This is a genomic window from Acidimicrobiia bacterium, assembly GCA_035471805.1.
GTDB lineage: Bacteria > Actinomycetota > Acidimicrobiia > Spongiisociales > JAHEDJ01 > JAHEDJ01.
Map to the genome: position 1 here is coordinate 17,984 of DATIPS010000022.1, position 17,444 is coordinate 35,427.

The following is a 17,444-nucleotide window of genomic DNA, read 5'->3' on the forward strand; positions in this document are numbered from 1 at the left end:
TTGATCGACCCCCCCTACTCGGGGAGAACGCTCACGAGACGGCGTCCGTGACTGGCGTGGTATTTGACGACACCCGGAGCCATGGCAAACAGCGTGTCATCGCGACCGCGGCCGACATTCTCACCGGGATGAATCCGGGTTCCGCGCTGGCGCACGATGATCGCGCCGGCGTTGACAACGTGGCCGTCGAATACCTTCGGACCGAGGCGCTTCGCCTTTGAATCCCGACCGTTCTTGGTCGAGCCTCCAGCTTTGGTTTTGGACATCTGCTACTTCTCCTCGGCCTCGGCGGCTTTCGCCTTGGCGGCCTTCTTGGGCTTCGACACGGCGATCTCAGTCACCTTCACAGTGGTATAGATCTGCCGATGACCCATGCGTCGACGATAACCCGTCTTGTTCTTGTACTTGAAGATATCGATCTTGTCGCCCTTCGTGTCGCCGATTATCTCGGCGCGCACGGTGTATCCGGCGAGTTGATCGCGATCGCTGATGGTGTTGCCGTCGTCGTCGACGACAAGTAACGGGGCAAATTCTACTTCTTTGCCGGCGGCCTTGAGCCGTTCGACGTCGATGACGTCGCCCTGGCGCACTTTCGCCTGTTTCCCGCCGGTGCGGATGATCGCGTACATAGTCGTCCTCAGGTCAAATGAAGCGGTAACTCTACCTGCAATCGGTGAGTTTCCAACTTGGCTACATTGCTTCTACGTCGTCGTCTGTCTCAATCGGCAGGCCGCGGAGTGCCGTCTCCTCGTGCAACAAGACTCCTCGCCCGGAGCAGTTCGGGCACACTTCGGAGAACTGTTCCAGTAGACCCGCCGAGACGTTCTTGCGGGTCATCTCGACCAGGCCGAGATTCGAAACATCGAACACCTGCGTGCGCACCTTGTCCTTCGCCAGCGTCTCCTTGAGGCGGCGCAACACCGCCTGCCTGTTGCGTGAGATCTCCATGTCGATGAAGTCGATGACGATGATCCCACCGATATCGCGCAGGCGGAGTTGACGACCGATCTCCTCGGCGGCTTCCAGATTGTTCTGCAACACCGTGTCTTCGAGATTGGAGCTTCCGACGAACTTCCCGGTGTTGACGTCGATCACCGTCAACGCCTCGGTGCGATCTATCACCAGATGACCGCCGGACTTCAGCCACACCTTTCGGTCCAGCGCCTTTTGAAGCTGATCCTCGACGTGATACCGCTCGAAGAGAGGGATCTGATCCTCGTACAAACTCACCTTTTCGACCAGGTCGGGAGCAGTCCGATCGAGATACGAGACGACGGCATCCCGGGATGCGTCGTCGTCGATGAGCAAACGCTTGAAATCCGGCGTGAAGTGCTCGCGGATGACCCTTATCAACAGCCCGGGTTCTTCGTAGATCGGGCGAGGAGCGCCGCCGACGGCTGCCTCCTCCTTGATGGCCTCCCAGACTCTCACCAAGCGGTTGATGTCGACTTCAATCTCATCCTTGGACGCCGCAGACGCCGCCGTCCGCACGATCACACCGTAACCCTCGGGCTTGACCTCACGCAGGATGTCGCGCAGACGAATGCGATCGTCCTCGGGCAATCGACGGGATATCCCCTGCATGTCTGAGTCCGGGGCGAGAACCAGATAGCGGCCCGGCACTGTGACCTGACCGGTCAGGCGCGCTCCCTTGGCTCCCATCGCGTCTTTCACGACCTGGACGAGAACCTCATCTCCCTCGGAGAGCACCTGCTCGATTCGAGGATGGCGCCCATGTTTGGCGGGGTCGACCTTGAGGTCTCCGGCGTAGAGCACACCGTTCTTCGGCTGTCCGAAATCGAGGAAAGCCGCCTCCATTCCTGGAAGCACGTTCTTGACCTTGGCCAGATACATGTTGCCGGCCAGCGACGTCCGCTCTTGACGGGCCACATAGTGCTCCACGAGGGACGGGCCCTCGAGAATGACGATCTGCGTCTGCGTCGGAAGCACCCGGACCAGCATCTGTTTCTTGCCGGTTTCCGGCGGAAGAATGATCTCTTCCTCGAAGTGTCTGGGTGCACGGCGGTGACCGTCCCGACCAGAGGGACGGGGTCTTCCCTCGCGGGTGGTCGGTTTCGAATCCCGCTTCTTCTCGGGCGTCGCCCGGACTCTTCGTACCTCGACCACGTCGCGACCGACTCGTCGGGTTGTAGTTTCCTCGACGGCTTTGTCGCCGACTCCGCGGCGAACCACTTGTGCCGACTTGCGGCGGAACCACGCCATGTGACTCGTTTCCTTCCAATCTTCAATACTCACGAGGCGAGCGTTCGAGTCCGGGTTCCGACCTCAGTCGAACGGCATTCCGTCCAACATTCCAGCCTGCTCTCTCGCTCGAGTGTTGTGAAGAGAGCGGCAATACACCTGTGCCCTGCCGCCTATCCGGGTAGTACGAGGGGATTCTGAGGTTCGTCCATCCTCGAGAGTGCCCGGATCGACGTGGAAAGACCTATCGAGAAGGTCGCGCCGGCAGACTCACGACCGCTCGCGGTCGCGCCACAAGGCTAGCAGCATCTGGCCGGACGACTAGCTATCCATTCCCAACCGGGGCTGCTCGGGCTCTTCCGGGTCGTAACAGTTGCGACACCGTGCCTCATACGCGTCCGTCGCTCCGAGCACGACCAGGTCGTCGGACTTGATGATCCGCTGCGTGAACGCCGCCGGGGCACCGCACCGGTGACACACGGCAAGCATCTTCGTCACGTACTCAGAGCGGGTGCAGAGCGTCGGGATCGGCTCGAAGGGGCGGCCCAGATAGTCGAGGTCGAGACCGGCAACAATCACCTGTTTGCCCGACCTGGCCAGCCGCTCCGTTACTTCGACGATCCGGTCGTCGAAGAACTGGCCTTCGTCGATGCCGACCACTTCGGTTGCATCATCAATCATTTTGAGGAGAGTGAAGGAATCCGGCACCGGCTCGGCGGTAACAGAAAGGAGACTGTGAGAAACGACTTCAGCTTCCGCAAATCGCGTATCCAGAGCGGGTTTGAAGGTCTGAACCGGCACCCGGGCGATCTTGGATCGGGTGACCCGTCGGATCAGTTCTTCGCTCTTCCCCGAGAACATCGGGCCACAGATGACCTCGATCCACCCCTGATCGCCTCGTCGGTACATGGGGGGGAAGCATAGCTTCCCGAGCCTCAGCGCCGCCCAGTCAAACGATGTAGGTCTCTCCCGGTACCGGCGAGCGGCGCCGCCAGATCGAATTGAGCAGACCCATCGCAAATGCGAACGTCAGCAGAGACGATCCACCGTAGCTCAAGAAGGGAAGGGGCAGTCCCGTCACCGGCATGATCTTCATCGTCATGCCTATGTTGACGAAGACCTGGAACATGATCATCGAGCCGATGCCGACGGCCATGAGGCTTCCAAAACGATCGCGGGCGGTAGCGGCGATCACGAACGCCCGCCACAACAAGATGACGAAGGCCGCGATGACGAGGGCCGAGCCCAGAAACCCGAGCTGCTCTCCCACCGCGGTGAAGATGAAGTCGGTTTCCTGCTCGGGAACGAATCGCAGATTCGTGAGGGCGCCGTCGAAAAGGCCTTTGCCCGTCAGCTGGCCTGATCCAATGGCGGTCACGCTCTGGGCCTGCTGGTAGGCAACGCCCAGCGGATCCGCGTCCGGATCGTAGAAAGCGGTCAATCGTTCCAGCTGGTATTCCTTGAGCAATCCCCGCTGGAACACAACCATGCCTCCGCCGACCGCTCCTGCTCCCAGGACGAGGAGCTGCTTCCAGGTCGCTCCCCCTGCAAACAGCATCACGAAAGTCATGAACGTGAAGACCAACATGGTTCCCAGGTCGGGCTGAAAGAAGATCAGGAGCGACGGAATCGCCACCAGGAAGAGCCCCTGGACCATCCGCTTCCACTGCATGCCTTCCTGTCTCGCAGGCGCCAGCACGGTCGCCAGCACAATGACCATTGTGATCTTGGCGAACTCGGAGGGCTGCACCTGGAAGATCCCCAGGTCGATCCACCTCTTCACGTTCTCCTGAGCCGGGATCAGCGGCGAGATCAGCAGCACGAGGGTCCCGAGTGTGCCGACGTAGATCCACGCCGCGAAGTTCCGGAACTCGCGGTAATCGATCAGCGAGCCGACCACGTACACCCCCACGGCCACGACGGCGAAGATGATCTGACGTTGCATCAACCTCCCGGGATCGAGGTTCTGAAGCTCGAGCTGCTCTCTCGTGCTCGCGTAGATCATCAACACGCCGACGGTCATCAGAGCCGCCATCACAATGAACGAGACAACGTCCGGTCCCGGTCGCTTGCGGTCCGCGACGATGCCCGGGCCGCCGGAGCTCGACGATTCGATGATGGCCATCAGCTTCCGCCCTCTTCGGCCGCGCGTGCGGCGGCCTCCTCAGGCGTCGCCGCTCCTCCGGGCCGAATCGAGGTAACCGGTTCGTTTGGCAGCAGGTACTGCATGATGTTCCGAGCAACCGGGGCAGCGACGGTCCCGGCGAGACCGCCGTCGACGATCATCACCGCGACGACATAACGGGGATCGTCGATGGGCGTCACGCCCACGAACCACGCCGTGTTGTCTTCGGAAACGTCCCGCTCGGAGGTCCCGGTCTTCCCGCCGGTCTGCCATGGATTCTGCATGACGCTGAATGCGGCGGCCGCCGTTCCACCGGCGTTCGTCACCCTCGTCAGGTCCTCCCTGATGAACCTCTCATGCTCCTCGGTGAACTCGATCGTGCGGGCAACCCGGCGACCGACGTCGAGCACCATGCGTCCGTCTACCGAGGTGATACGGTCGACGACGTGCGGCTCGAGGACATTGCCGCCGTTGACGAGCGCAGCAAAGGCGACTGCCATCTGAAGGGGTGTTGCCAGAACGTCCCCCTGCCCGATGGCGATGCCCATGATGTCGCCGCCTCGCCAGATCGCCTCCGTGAACCGGTCGGGAGACAGCAGAAGGCTCCCTCGTGGAGACTCGGCCCACTCCTCGTACAGCTGTCGGTCGGGTATGCGACCACTGTTTTCGAAGGGCAGATCGATGCCGGTCTTTTCGCCCAAGCTGAGCAGGCGAGCCCACCGCTGGAGGATGTCCTCGTTCTCCGGATCGTTCTTGTACTCGCGCCAGATGGTGAGAGCCACCTGCCAGAAGTAGACGTTGCAGGATCGACCGAGAGCGGTGTGAAGGTCGGTCGTACCATGCCCGGCGTCCGTGAAGGCGAGTTGTCCGCCCTCGTTGTCGTCGATGCCGAGATCCAACTCGCCCTCACAGTTGATCGTCCCCGAAGGTGTCGTGAGACCCCGGGGGTAGAGCCCCTCATTGATCGCAGCCGCCCAGGTGATCGCCTTGAAGGTCGACCCGGGCGGGTACGCCCCCTGGATGGCGAGATTGGTGAACACGTTCCGTTCGAGAAGCTCCTCGAACTGGGTTTGGCTGACTCCGTCGACGAAGAGGGCCGGGTCGAAATCGGGGTACGAATAGAGAGCCAGCACAGAGCCATCGGTGACATCCATCACGACCGCCGCTGCCAGATCGGGGTGACCCTCTTCGAGTTCTCTGGAGAGCTCCATCGCCTCGCTCACGGCGAACTCGACCTGTCGCTGGAGACCTGAATCGAGGGTGAGATGAACGGTGTCACCCTGCACGGCCGGCAGCTCCTCTTCGAGTCCGAGTGGATCACCCTGGGGGTCGACCCTGTACAACAAGGTCCCCCGCTCGCCCTGGAGGTATTCGTCGTAGAATTTCTCAACCCCGAATTTTCCGATTGTGCCGCTCGGGTCGAGTTCCGGCCCGGCAGACGCAACGTCCTCCGGACTGGGTCGGCCGATGTGCCCGACCACGTGAGCGAGGAGGGGCCCTTCGGGGTAGACCCGGATGGGGCGGTCCTGGATCAGCACACCCGGGAAATCCTGCGAGTTCTTCAGAACGTACGACATCTGGGCGGGCGTGACGATCCCCATCGGGACCTCGACCACAGGGCCCGCCTGCTCGAACATCGCTCGGACCTCTATGGCGGGCAGGTCGAACAGGGCGCTGATCTGCTGGATCAGGGCTTCCTCTTCTTCCTCGGTCACGGCAGTCCGCTGGACGATCATCTCCGGAACGATGCGACTGGTTGCCAGCAGCACTCCCCGGGAGTCCCGGATCTCGCCGCGAGCTGCCGTCGTACGCTCGGCGTCGAGTTGCTGCCTGCTTGCCTCCTCCTCGTACACCGTTCCGCTGGCAACCTGTACGAACCAGAGCCGAGTGAAGAGAAGCGAGAACAACACAACGAAGGCCATTCCCAGCAACGCCAGCCTCCTGGCGAAGTTCACAGTCCTCTGCTCCGTTGCTTGCCCTCAACCGCACGGGCCACGAGCGGCTGCACGAGGAAGGCGAGTAGGAAGTTGTATCCGGGTACGAGCATGATCCGCCGCAGAGCGTCAGGTTCGGTCAAAGTCGCCTGCCCGAACAGCGTACCTACGACGGCGAGCAATATGACACCGGCGAAACTCAATACCAGGACGACGAGCGCTCCGGATAAGAGCCCCAGATCCAATCGAGACCTCGCCCTGACCGCCATGTACGCAACGAGTGTCAGGGTCAGGGCCCGCCAACCGAGCAAGCTCGAAGCGAGGAGGTCGACGAGCACCCCTCCGGTGAAGCCGACGAGGAGTGCCGCGTCGTCGTCCAGGCGGCGGGCCACCACGATCGTCACGACCATCACCAGATCGGGAGCCACCCGGAAGGGTCTGATCCCGCCGACCGAGAACAATGTGGTCTGGACCAGCACAGCCGCCAGGATCAGTAGTAGGGAAACGGATCGGGTTCTCATGAGCCTCCGTCGACGGTGGAACCCGTCGTGTCCGTCTCGTCCGGGATCGTCGTGTCTGACGGCTCATCGACCAGATCAGACGGTACGCCCAGAACGGTGACGAATTGAAGCCGGGTGAAATCCACAAACGGGACAACGGCGTTCGTGTCGATCTTCGATACGTTGACTTCTGCGGGAGCCGTCATGATCGCCACGTTGAGGCCGTTGGGCGTGTTGCTGTCGTGCCGGAAGGTTCTGAGAACGCTGTCGACGCTCAGAGCGCCCGTCGCGTCGTATATCTCGAGGCGGAGCTCATCCTCCGTGCCTTGTCCGGAGATGATTCCCGGATCTCCACCGTCGGTTACGACGCTCACCACCGTCCCCGACGCGATGATCGGACCGACCGTCGAAGTCGTTTCGCTCACGTCGACGATGAAGCCGATGAGGGAGCCGGCATCATCGACGACGGCGCTTCCGACAACGATCCCATCATTGGCACCTCTGTTGATCGTGAAACGCAAGTCGAACGAATCACCGCTGCTGAGTATGGCGGCGGCCGTCAGCGTGTATTCAGGGAACTGGTCGTACAGGGCCAGCAGGGCGCGCAGCTGATCATTCTCAACCAGTGCGGCTTCGGCTTCGGACAATCGCGAGAGCAACTCCTCTCGTTCTCCGCGCAACCGGTCGTTCTCCTCCCGCAGGGAGGCCAGGTTGGCGAGGGCGTCGAATGCGTCGACGACGGGGTCGATCACCGCCTGCGCCACGTGCTGGAAGGGATTGAAGATCGTCTGTGCTCCGCTTCGAATCGTCTGGGTGAACCCTTCACCGGATGATCTGATGTCGAAGGTCATCAGCAGGAACGAGACCAGAGCCAGTACTCCGAGGGTGACGGTGCCGCGCCGGGAGCTTCCATATGGGAGCATCTGTCAAACCGCCGTCGAGCTCGGATTCATGACGATCACGGGCGGCTTGACGAGACCAGGACCCCCTGCAACACATCGAACTCTTCGAGGCATTTGCCGGAACCCAGAACTACGGACTGGAGTGGACGATCCGCGGTGATGATCGGCATTCCGGTCTCGAATGCGATTCTCTCATCGAGACCCCGCAACAGCGCGCCGCCGCCGGTCAGGACGATGCCTCTCTCCATGATGTCGGCCGCCAGTTCCGGCGGTGTCTTGTCGAGGGTGTACTTGACCGCGTCGACGATGACTTGTACCGGCTCCTCGATCGCTTCCCGGACTTCGGGACTGCTCAACACAATCGTCTTGGGCAGGCCGGTGACGAGATCACGGCCCCGAACCTCAGCCGACGGTTCGTCCGGATACGGGTAGGCCGATCCGATTGCCATCTTCAGCTGTTCGGCGGTGCGCTCGCCGAGCAGCAGGTTGTACTCCTTCTTCACCCAATCGACTATCGCCTCGTCGTGTTCGTCTCCGCCGACCCGGATACTACGCGAAACGACGATCCCGCCCAGGGAGATGACCGCGACCTCGGTGGTGCCTCCACCGACGTCGACCACCATCGATCCGGACGGCTCGTGAATCGGGAGCCCCGACCCGATTGCAGCAGCCATCGGCTCTTCGATCGTGTATGCCCTTCTGGCACCGGCGTGATAGGCGGCCTCCTCGACGGCCCGTCGCTCGACGGGCGTGATGCCGCTGGGGACACAGATCACGATCCGCGGCCTCGCCCATTTGCGACGGTGGACTTTCTGGATGAAGTACCGCAACATCTTCTCGGTAACGTCGAAGTCGGCGATCACGCCGTCACGCAGCGGACGGATCGCCTGAATGTTGGAGGGCGTCCGCCCGATCATCCGCTTCGCTTCCATCCCGACGGCCAGCGCACGGTTGTCCCGCACGTTTATCGCAACGACGGAAGGCTCGTTGAGCACTATCCCGACATTACGTACGTACACCAGCGTGTTCGCGGTGCCCAGATCGATGGCCATGTCCTGGCCGGCGAATGCAAAAAGGGTTTCAGCCACGTATGGCCTTGGCTAGGGGATGGAACGGCAAGGATAGTTCCCGGTTGAGGTTTTTCCCACCCGATAGTCGTCCGGTTCCGGGTTGCCGGTTCCGGGTGAGTCCGGAACCGGGAACACAGAACCTGGAACCGGCATCGTCAACCGAAGAAGATCTCAAGCTCCCGCTCCGCGCTTTCGATGGAATCCGAGCCGTGCACGATGTTGTTGGTCACGATCAGGCCGAGATCTCCGCGGATCGTCCCGGGTGCGGCCTGCTTGGGATCGGTTGCGCCCATCAGGGTGCGGGCGACCGAAACCGCCGACTCACCGGACCATTCCATGGCAACTACGGGCCCGCTGGTGATGAACTCAACCAGTTCCCCGAAGAACGGCTTGTCGACGTGTTCGCCGTAGTGCACCCGGGCCATCGCCTCGTCGATCGTCAGGCTGCGAATCTTCTCCAGGCGCAGGCCCTTCCGCTCGAACCTGCTGATGACCTCGCCGACCAGTCCCCGCGCGACGCCATCAGGTTTCACCATGATGAATGTGTTTTCGTGTGCCACTTTCCAGATCTCCTTTGAAACAGCCCGGGATGGTAGCGGCAGAGGGACCGCCTCCGGCCTCCGGCCCATCGGTTGGATGGATTCGCCGTGAGTACCCGAGCGCGTCGAGCGCCCTGATTCTGAGAACCAGATTCGATCGTCGCCAATGCGAGGCCGGAGGCTCTTCGCCGGCCGCCTAAGGGTTCGTCGAGTTGATGCCGCCGCCCGGTGACCCCATCAGCGCGCTGCGCGCCTCGCCCACCACGTAAAGCGAACCGGTGACCAGGATCGACCCGTCCCGGCCTGCCAGCCGGCGGGCGGCTTCCAGGGCGGGCGGGACACCGGGGACCGACTCCACCGGAACGTCGAAGACCTCGGCCGCCACCTTCGCCACTGCTTCGGCCGGGACGGCGCGCTCATAATCGACTGAGGTGGCGACCACCGATACGACCTGACCCTCGAATTGCCGCAACATCGCTTCGAGATCCTTGTCCCCCATGGCGCCAACTACCAGAACCCATTCCGTCTGAAAGAACTCCGTATCGATGGCTTCTGCCAGCAGTTCACAGGCCTGCGGGTTGTGCGCTCCGTCGAGGAGGATCAACGGCCGGCGCCCGATGACCTCCATTCTCCCCGGCGATGTGACCGCCGCGACGCCCGCCCGGACGGCCTCGGGATCCAACGACCTGCCGGTCAGTTCCTCGACGGCTGCGACGGCCACCGCCAGATTGTCGAACTGGAACTTGCCGTGGAGCGGCAGATAGAGGTCCTCGTAGGTTTCGTAGATGCCGCTGATCGAACCGGCCCACCCGCCGACTGCCATCGTGACGAACTCGGGGTGGAACTCCGCTCCCAGCCGCCTGTGCGAGATACCGAGTTCCTTCGCGTGTTCTGATGCCTGCTCCAGAATCGACTCGGGCAGTCGCCCTGTCACCAGCCGGGACGATTCCTTGGCTATCGCCAGCTTCTCCGCGGCGATCTCTTCCAGCGAGTTCCCCAACCAGGCGGTATGTTCGAGCGCTATGCCGGTGATCACGGCAACCTTCCCGTCAACGGCATTTGTGGCGTCGAGCCGGCCGCCCAGGCCCACTTCGATCACTGCCACGTCGACGGCGTTGGTTGCAAAGAACGAGAAGGCCAGCGCAGCAGTCAGCTCGAAATAGGTAGGCGTGGCGCCGGTACGCTCTTCATACAACTCGACGAAGGGCCGAATGTCCGCGACTGCTTGTGCGAACTCCCCGGGCGTTGCCGGGACCCCGTCGAGGGAGAACCGTTCCTCGATCTTCTCGAGATGTGGAGAGGTGAATGTGCCGACCCTCAGCCCATGGGCAACCAGCAGGGAGGTGATCATTCGCGAGGTCGATGTCTTGCCGTTGCTCCCCGTTATGTGAATCACCGGATAGGCAAGCTGAGGATCGCCCATCATCTCCGCCAGGCCACGTATCCGATCCAGCCCCGGCCGCATTCCTTGTCCGATGTGAGCGTCGAGATAGTCGACGGCTTCCTGGTAGTTCATCTCTTGCTACGACTCGAGTTCCGACAGTTGAGCCTGCAACTTGTCCAGTCGGGCGCGGAACTCGGCGGCCTTGCCTTCTTCCTTGGCGACGATCTCGACCGGAGCCCGATCGCGAAACCCGGGATTGGCGAGCTTCTTCTCGGCCTGCTCCAGGTCGTTCGACGTGACGGCGACGGCCTTGAGGAGTCGGCCGCGCTCCGCATCGATGTCTATCACTCCTTCGAGAGGAATGAATGCCTGGAGGTCCCCGGCGACGACCCGTGTGTGGCCGGTGGCCGGAGCGACCTCTGTCGGCTCAGCGGCGACGGCGACCAGTGACTCGAGTTGTTCGGGCCACCAATCTTCCACCACGCCGCCCGGATCGAGGAGCTTGACCGCCAGTTCGGACCGGGGGCCGAGGCCGTGTTCCGCCCGGAACCTGCGGATGCCGGTGACGAGTTCCTGGAACGTCTCGATGTTCGGAGGTGAGTCGATGGAGGGGGGTTCCGGCCACGACGACCCGGCGATGTACTCACCGCCCACGAGTTCCGACCACAGCTCCTCGGTCAGGAAAGGGATGGCGGGATGGAACAGCTTGAGCACGTCCCGCAAGACGACGCCGAGAGTCTGACGGGTCGGAGTGGCGCGACCGGCGTCGCGCAGGGGCAGCTTGGACATCTCCAAATACCAATCGAAAACCTCGGACCAGGCGAAGTTGTAGAGAAGGGCGAACGCATCGGAGAACCTGTACTCATCGGCCAACTCGTCGAACCTTCGTTGTACTTCATCGAGGCGTCCCAGGATCCAGCGATCCGCCGGTCCGGGTTCGTCGGGATAGCCTCCCTCGGCCGGTACAGACCCGCCCTCGATGTGCTGCAAGGCGAACCGCACCGCGTTCCACAGCTTGTTGCCGAACTTGCGAGTACCGACGACCCATTCCATGTCGAAAGGAACGTCGTGCCCGGGCGCCGCAGATTGAATCAGCGCAAGGCGGAGCGGATCGGCGCCGTGCTCGTCGATCACGTCGAGGGGATCTATGGCGTTACCGATAGATTTCGACATCTTCCGCCCGATCGAATCACGAACGAGGCCGTGGATGACGGTGTCTGCGAACGGAACACCGTCCATGAAGTGGATTCCCATTTGCATCATGCGGGCTACCCAGAAGTAGATGATGTCGAACCCGGTGATCAGAACGGAGTTCGGATAGAACTTCTCCAGGTCGGCAGTTTCGTCCGGCCATCCCAGCGTTGAGAAGGGCCAGAGAGCCGACGAGAACCAGGTGTCGAGCACGTCGTTGTCCTGCTGCAGTTCGGCACCACCGCAGTTCGTGCAGCCGGTCGGGTCCTCCTTCGCCACGATGGTCTCGCCGCAGACCGCGCAGTACCAGGCAGGAATCCGGTGGCCCCACCAGATCTGTCGGCTGATGCACCAATCCCGCAGATTCTCCATCCAGTGGAAGTAGTTCTTCTCCCACCGCTTGGGGACGAAGCGCATGTTTCCGGCCCGAACGGTGTCGATGGCCGGTTCGGTGAGGGGCCGGACCTTGACGAACCACTGGAGGGACAAGTACGGCTCAACCACCGTCGAACAGCGATAGCAGTGCCCGACCGAATGGTCGTGGGCCTCGACCTTCTCGAGGTGACCGCGTTTGTGGAGTTCGTGTTTGACGGCTTCGCGGGCTTCGAACCGGTCCATACCGTAGAAGTCGCCACCGGCCTCGGTAATGACGGCTCGCTCGTCGAGGATCTTGACCGTCGGCAAGTCATGCCGCTGGCCCATATCGAAGTCGTTCGGATCATGCGCCGGCGTCACCTTCACGGCACCGGTGCCGAAATCCCGATCGACGAACTCGTCGGCGATTATCGGAATCTCACGCTCGATGAGCGGAAGTAGGACTTTCTTGCCTATCAAGTGGCGGTAGCGCTCATCGTCGGGGTGAACGGCGACGGCCGTGTCTCCGAGCATCGTCTCGGCCCGGGTGGTGGCCACTGTGATTCCACCGCCGCCATCGACGAACGGGTAGTTGATGTGGGCGAGTTCGCCCTTCTCGTCGTCGTATTCGACCTCGATTTCAGCCAGGGCGGTACCACAGCGGGGACACCAGTTGATGATCCGATTTCCGCGATAGATGAGACCTTCTTCGTAGAGCCGGACGAAGACCTCTCGCACGGCCCGGGACAGGCCGTCGTCCATCGTGAATCGTTCCCGCGTCCAGTCCACCGAATCGCCGAGGGCCCGCATCTGCAGCGAGATCCGGTTCCCGAAGCGGCGTTTCCACTCCCACACCTGTTCGACGAACGCGGCGCGGCCGACATCGTGGCGGGTCAGCCCTTCCTGAGCCATTTCGCGTTCGACGACGTTCTGAGTGGCAATTCCTGCATGGTCGGTTCCCGGCAGCCAGAGGGCGGCGTACCCCTGCATCCGGCGGCGCCTGATGATCACATCGTGGATCGTGTGATTGAGTGCGTGGCCCATGTGCAGCGATCCGGTGACGTTCGGAGGGGGGATGACGATGCAGAAGGGTTCGCCATCGGGATTGTGCTCAGGGCGGAACACACCGGACTGCTCCCACCGGTCGTACCAGTGAGCCTCTACGGCTTTCGGGTCGTAGGTTGCTTCCATTGCGCCCTTCATCTCGATCGCGAGCCGCCATTGTACGAAGCCCGCGGCGGAGTCGTGCCGCTATTGAGATGAGCCGGGTCTTGGTGCCCTCCGCTTTCGCCCGACGGCGAAAACACCCTCCCCCATGTGACGCGGGGAAGGAATGCGTTTGCATCCTCACCGCACGAAGTGGGGGAATGCCTGATCCGAAGGATCAGGGCGGGAGGGGCATCGTTGCGATTGCCCCCTCCGCTTTCGCCTTACGGCGAAAGCACCTCCCCCGTCCAACGCCGGGGGAGGAAACGCAGAACCCGGTCTCGCCAATCTTGGCTTCCTTCGCTCTCCCGCCAGCCGGCGGCCCCCGTCTCCGAGCAGGGTATCGAGCTACGGCAGCCTCCTCGACCAGCCGCTGATCGGCTGATCCTCCTTGCGTGTGATCGACAGGACCGCCATACCTCCCAGAGCGGCAATGGCCGTCGCCAGGCCGGCCAGGCCGGGGACGTCCGGTGGACCGGTGAACGGCAAGGTCTCAACCACGGTCGCTGCGGTGGTCACCACCTGCGGCAGGACTTGCGCGGGCCTGACGATGCCTGCGTCCCAAGTGTGGTCCCTCTCGCCGGCCGAGAGCGAGATCGGCCCGGTCCTTCCGGTAGCCGGAGCGGCGTCCGAGTCCACGGCATCGTCGTCCGGTTCGTGCAGCCTTGTGAACTCGAATCCGGCGGGCAACACGAACTGGACTTCGTATTCTCCTGCAAGAAGCCCGCCGAACAAGTACTTGCCGGCATCGTCTGTGACCGTTTGGGCTACGACCAACCCGCTCTGGAGCAGATTGACCACAACTCCTTTCACGCCCTTCTCCCCCGGCTCCTGGATGCCGTCGCCGTCCGCGTCTTCCCACACGAAGTCGCCAATCTCACCGAGCAAGGAGCGCGGCGGCGTCGGCGGTGGAGTGACCGTCGGTTGCGAGGGTGGTGTTGTCGGTTCCGTTGGCGGCGGTAGTGTCGGCGTCGTTGGTGGTGTCTGCAGGTAGCAGAAGGAGACGTGGCTCAGACCGGCCCATCCGCCGCTGCTGTTTTCCGGTGCGTGTAGGAGCTGGTCTCCCACCGACCCCGAGGCATAGCGGTACAGGTTGCCTCCAGGGCCCCCTTTCACGAATACACCCATTATCGGGAATGAAGCCGTCCAAGCGATTGCCTGACCACCATCAGTCACATAGGCATCCCAGGCGACGCGCATCTCCGCATCGCCGGCAGGCCAGACGCCACCATCCGTCACGGGTTCGACCTTGTGAAACTCGACCCAGGTCGAATCGAGAGAGCCGCAGGTGGCATTGCCCTCGACCAGTGTCGGTTCGACGGCGGCCGCTTCTGCTTCTGGGGCGGGCACGACGAGCAGTCCGAGCCCGATCAAGAGAAGACAGAGAAGCAAGATTCCGAAGGCTCGACGGAAACCGTTCCGCATGTCCACCTCCTTGGTGAATGCAGGCCGGTCTCACCATTGGCTCCCAACGACCCCGGTGACCGATCTCGGGTCGAGGCTCTCGGCCGCCCTATCAGTCACCATCGTCTCACTCTGCGTGACAGATGACAATGGGCCGATTGTCCTAGATCCCCGTTCGCAGACGGCTAAGACCAGCGGAGGACGTCCCCATCCCAGACCATTGTCGACCGCTTTCCGGCGGGAGCGGCGATCTCCCTCTCCCGACGTTGAAGCAACAACAGCAGGACCGTCCCGAGAATCACCATGACGAACGCGACCCCGGCAGTAGCCTCGCCCGCGACTCCGGTGAACGGCAACGTCGGGCTCGTCGTGTCGGACGACGGGATCGTCGTAGCAGGGCTGCTTCCCGGCGGGTTCGTCGTCACCGTCGAGACGATGGTCGACTCCGATACATCCAGGACATAGATCCCGAGGTCCCAGGTGTGATCGACCTCCCCGGCGTCGAGATCGATGTCGATCGTCCGCCCCGTGACTTCGTCACCGTCACTGTCGAGATGATCGGGCGCAACGTCCTGATCGGTGATGACGTAGCGAAGCGGAAGCGTCGAGACGATGAACTCGACGAAGTAGGTACCGGCCGGGAGATCGGGGAACAGGTAGTAGCCGTCGCCATCGGTCTTCGTCGACGAGATCTTCGTCTCCGACCCGGCCAGGTAGAGGTTGACGACCACGCCGGCCACACCCCGCTCTTCGGTGTCTTGCCGGCCGTCTAGATCGAGATCGAACCAGACATAGTCGCCGATCTCGCCGAGCAGGTCCGCCACGGTGCTGGAGGTCGTCGACGTCGAGGATGTCGAAGAGGTGCTACTGGAAGAAGAGGAGCTGGAGCTGCTGGACGACGAGCTCGAAGAAGAGCTCGAGGATGAAGAACTGCTCGAGCTCGAACTGCTGGACGACGACGAAGACGTGCTGCTGCTCGAAGAGGTCGAGGTGTCGCAGCGGGGGTAGTGCGACAGCAACAGCTTGCCGTCGGCAACATCGTCCCGGGCGCTCAGAAGAGTGTCACCCGCAGCCAGCTGGATGTCGTAATGAAGGACGGTTCCATTCCACCAGGCGGTCGCAGAAACGACCCCGGCTCTAGCGAAAGTGGCGGTCAGCGTGCCGGAGGTACTCTCGGTCTGGTTGTGAACCCAATGCCACTCTCCCCCGCAGTCCACCGTCGGATAGAGAGGGTTTGACTGCTCGACGGCACCTGCCGGGGCGGCAAAAGGCTCTTCCAGCAACAGCACGCCGGAGAGTAAGAGCAAAACCACCAGCCACGCCCCGGCGAGTCGCCGGACGACGGCGTCCGAAATGTTCACGTTCACTTCCTTCGAGGCGGCCCGGGCGCACGAGAGCACGAAGGTGCACCATCACGCGGCGGGGCCTCCCATTAGCCCTTGGCCCCAAAGGGGCCTGGCCGAACGTACCACAAGATGGGAGAAACCACTCAACGTAAAAAAGTATGAATTTCGCGACTTAGGCCCCGGATTGCTCCAGGGCCCAAGTCGGATTGAGGGAACGGGGAGGGTTACTCCACGTCCCAACCCAGGTCGGACCCGGCTTCTGCCGCGGTCACGACTTCTTCTTCCCGACGGCGCACTGCCATCAGAGCCACGCCACCCAGCGCGACCAGCGCCAGAGCGATACCGGCCAAACCGGCCTCACCGAAGTCGGAGCCGGTGAACGGCAGCGTCTCCGGAGTGGTCGTGGTGATCTGAACACCACCGACGGCAACGTAAACAATGCCGGCATCCCAGGTGTTGTCGATCACATTGCCGAGCACCTTGATCACCGGTGTGCGGCTGACGTTCGTCGTGTTGTCGGCGTCAGAGTCCAACCCGGGATCCACTCCAGCGTTCGGCACGACGAAGAGATCGTCGGCTTCCGGGAGAATGAACACCAGGTAGTAGTCGCCCGGCTGCAGATTCTCGAACAGATAGTTGCCGTTTGCATCCGTCACCTGGGTGGCGACGAGCGCATCGGTGACTGCGTTGTAAAGCCTGACGGTAACCCCGGCCACGCCGGGCTCGCCAGGATCCTGGACACCGTTGGCATTCCGGTCTTCCCAAACCAGGTTCCCGATGCCGCCAAGAGCCGGTGCGGCCGTAGTCGTTGTCGTCGAAGCTGAGTACCCGAAGTAGTGGGAAGGATCGGAGTCTCTAACCTGAGTCTTATCCGGCGCCCACCCTGTGACCGTACCGATGTTGGCGTACTGGCCCGAGGTGGCCGTTCCACTGGCCGAGCACGTCATCGACTCGCCAGCCACCAGCGTGGTCTTCGGGCACGACACTTCAATCTCCTGATCGTCGGACACCTCAATGTCGGTCAGTTCAACATCCCCGAGGTTGCGAACCACATATTCCCAGATGACGGTGCTGCCCACGAGAAGCCGTGGACCGGTCGGGTTGTCTGCATCCTGCCCGTTGGTTGACTTCTCGATATCCACCGCAGACTCACATTCACCAACATCGAAGCTGCCAGAAGAATCTCCAGTGAACTCGAACCCATCTTCAGCAACCGCCGTCCACGAGTACGCACCAGGCTCAAGATCCACAACCGTCGAAGCCGAGTAAGGACCATACGAACCACCA

16 protein-coding genes are annotated in these 17,444 nt (G+C 62.3%); 1 reads left to right on the forward strand and 15 read right to left on the reverse strand.

Annotation, left to right across the window (positions count from 1 at the left end; translation table 11 throughout):
* Positions 1-14 precede the first annotated feature (14 nt).
* The 14 genes from rpmA to VLT15_04675 form a co-directional block, all read right to left on the reverse strand.
* The gene (gene rpmA, locus VLT15_04610) at positions 15-266 is read right to left on the reverse strand and encodes a 50S ribosomal protein L27 (protein HSR44497.1); all 252 of its coding nucleotides are present in this window, start codon (positions 264-266) and stop codon (positions 15-17) included.
* Positions 267-269: 3 nt separating this feature from the next.
* Positions 270-629, reverse strand: coding sequence for a 50S ribosomal protein L21 (gene rplU / locus VLT15_04615; GenBank protein HSR44498.1), 360 nt, complete (start codon positions 627-629; stop codon positions 270-272).
* 61 nt (positions 630-690) lie between these two features.
* Positions 691-2,256: an Rne/Rng family ribonuclease gene (locus VLT15_04620; protein HSR44499.1), complete on the reverse strand. Its 1,566-nt coding sequence runs from the start codon at positions 2,254-2,256 to the stop codon at positions 691-693.
* 267 nt (positions 2,257-2,523) lie between these two features.
* The gene (locus tag VLT15_04625; GenBank protein HSR44500.1) at positions 2,524-3,111 is read right to left on the reverse strand and encodes a thymidine kinase; all 588 of its coding nucleotides are present in this window, start codon (positions 3,109-3,111) and stop codon (positions 2,524-2,526) included.
* A 40-nt stretch (positions 3,112-3,151) separates the two neighbouring features.
* Positions 3,152-4,327: a rod shape-determining protein RodA gene (gene rodA, locus VLT15_04630; GenBank protein HSR44501.1), complete on the reverse strand. Its 1,176-nt coding sequence runs from the start codon at positions 4,325-4,327 to the stop codon at positions 3,152-3,154.
* Entirely contained in the window at positions 4,327-6,282 is a 1,956-nt protein-coding gene (locus VLT15_04635; protein ID HSR44502.1) for a penicillin-binding transpeptidase domain-containing protein, read from the reverse strand. Before VLT15_04635 ends, rodA begins: the two co-directional genes overlap by 1 nt.
* Positions 6,279-6,782: a rod shape-determining protein MreD gene (gene mreD, locus VLT15_04640; protein ID HSR44503.1), complete on the reverse strand. Its 504-nt coding sequence runs from the start codon at positions 6,780-6,782 to the stop codon at positions 6,279-6,281. The genes VLT15_04635 and mreD overlap by 4 nt, the downstream gene beginning before the upstream one ends.
* Complete coding sequence (gene mreC / locus VLT15_04645; protein ID HSR44504.1) at positions 6,779-7,684, reverse strand: rod shape-determining protein MreC; 906 nt, start codon at positions 7,682-7,684, stop codon at positions 6,779-6,781. The genes mreD and mreC overlap by 4 nt, the downstream gene beginning before the upstream one ends.
* A gap of 35 nt (positions 7,685-7,719) precedes the next feature.
* A complete protein-coding gene (locus VLT15_04650; GenBank protein ID HSR44505.1) occupies positions 7,720-8,751 on the reverse strand; it encodes a rod shape-determining protein in 1,032 nt (343 codons plus the stop codon).
* A gap of 137 nt (positions 8,752-8,888) precedes the next feature.
* The gene (ndk, locus tag VLT15_04655; protein ID HSR44506.1) at positions 8,889-9,293 is read right to left on the reverse strand and encodes a nucleoside-diphosphate kinase; all 405 of its coding nucleotides are present in this window, start codon (positions 9,291-9,293) and stop codon (positions 8,889-8,891) included.
* Between the two features lie 175 nt (positions 9,294-9,468).
* Positions 9,469-10,788, reverse strand: coding sequence for a folylpolyglutamate synthase/dihydrofolate synthase family protein (locus tag VLT15_04660; GenBank protein HSR44507.1), 1,320 nt, complete (start codon positions 10,786-10,788; stop codon positions 9,469-9,471).
* A gap of 6 nt (positions 10,789-10,794) precedes the next feature.
* Positions 10,795-13,392 carry a valine--tRNA ligase gene (locus tag VLT15_04665; GenBank protein ID HSR44508.1) on the reverse strand — a complete coding sequence of 866 codons (2,598 nt, stop codon included), beginning with the start codon at positions 13,390-13,392 and terminating at the stop codon, positions 10,795-10,797.
* 363 nt (positions 13,393-13,755) lie between these two features.
* Entirely contained in the window at positions 13,756-14,832 is a 1,077-nt protein-coding gene (locus VLT15_04670; GenBank protein HSR44509.1) for an SdrD B-like domain-containing protein, read from the reverse strand.
* Between the two features lie 164 nt (positions 14,833-14,996).
* Positions 14,997-15,635, reverse strand: coding sequence for an SdrD B-like domain-containing protein (locus tag VLT15_04675; GenBank protein HSR44510.1), 639 nt, complete (start codon positions 15,633-15,635; stop codon positions 14,997-14,999).
* A gap of 1 nt (position 15,636) precedes the next feature.
* Here VLT15_04675 and VLT15_04680 point away from each other — a divergent pair, with 1 nt between their 5' ends.
* A complete protein-coding gene (locus VLT15_04680) occupies positions 15,637-15,819 on the forward strand; it encodes a hypothetical protein (protein HSR44511.1) in 183 nt (60 codons plus the stop codon).
* A 562-nt stretch (positions 15,820-16,381) separates the two neighbouring features.
* On the opposite strand, the gene VLT15_04685 is transcribed toward VLT15_04680, so the two are convergent.
* Positions 16,382-17,444, reverse strand: a 1,063-nt coding sequence (locus VLT15_04685; protein HSR44512.1) for an SdrD B-like domain-containing protein, incomplete at its 5' end; no start/stop codon positions are given.

Bases quoted from the DNA above. Each gene is read 5' to 3' on its own strand.
- VLT15_04625 (HSR44500.1), bottom strand. From the start codon at position 3,111: ATGTACCGACGAGGCGATCAGGGGTGGATCGAGGTCATCTGTGGCCCG.
- mreC (HSR44504.1), bottom strand. From the start codon at position 7,684: ATGCTCCCATATGGAAGCTCCCGGCGCGGCACCGTCACCCTCGGAGTA.
- rpmA (HSR44497.1), bottom strand. From the start codon at position 266: ATGTCCAAAACCAAAGCTGGAGGCTCGACCAAGAACGGTCGGGATTCA.
- rplU (HSR44498.1), bottom strand. From the start codon at position 629: ATGTACGCGATCATCCGCACCGGCGGGAAACAGGCGAAAGTGCGCCAG.
- VLT15_04660 (HSR44507.1), bottom strand. From the start codon at position 10,788: ATGAACTACCAGGAAGCCGTCGACTATCTCGACGCTCACATCGGACAA.
- VLT15_04670 (HSR44509.1), bottom strand. From the start codon at position 14,832: ATGCGGAACGGTTTCCGTCGAGCCTTCGGAATCTTGCTTCTCTGTCTT.
- VLT15_04665 (HSR44508.1), bottom strand. From the start codon at position 13,392: ATGGAAGCAACCTACGACCCGAAAGCCGTAGAGGCTCACTGGTACGAC.
- mreD (HSR44503.1), bottom strand. From the start codon at position 6,782: ATGAGAACCCGATCCGTTTCCCTACTACTGATCCTGGCGGCTGTGCTG.
- rodA (HSR44501.1), bottom strand. From the start codon at position 4,327: ATGGCCATCATCGAATCGTCGAGCTCCGGCGGCCCGGGCATCGTCGCG.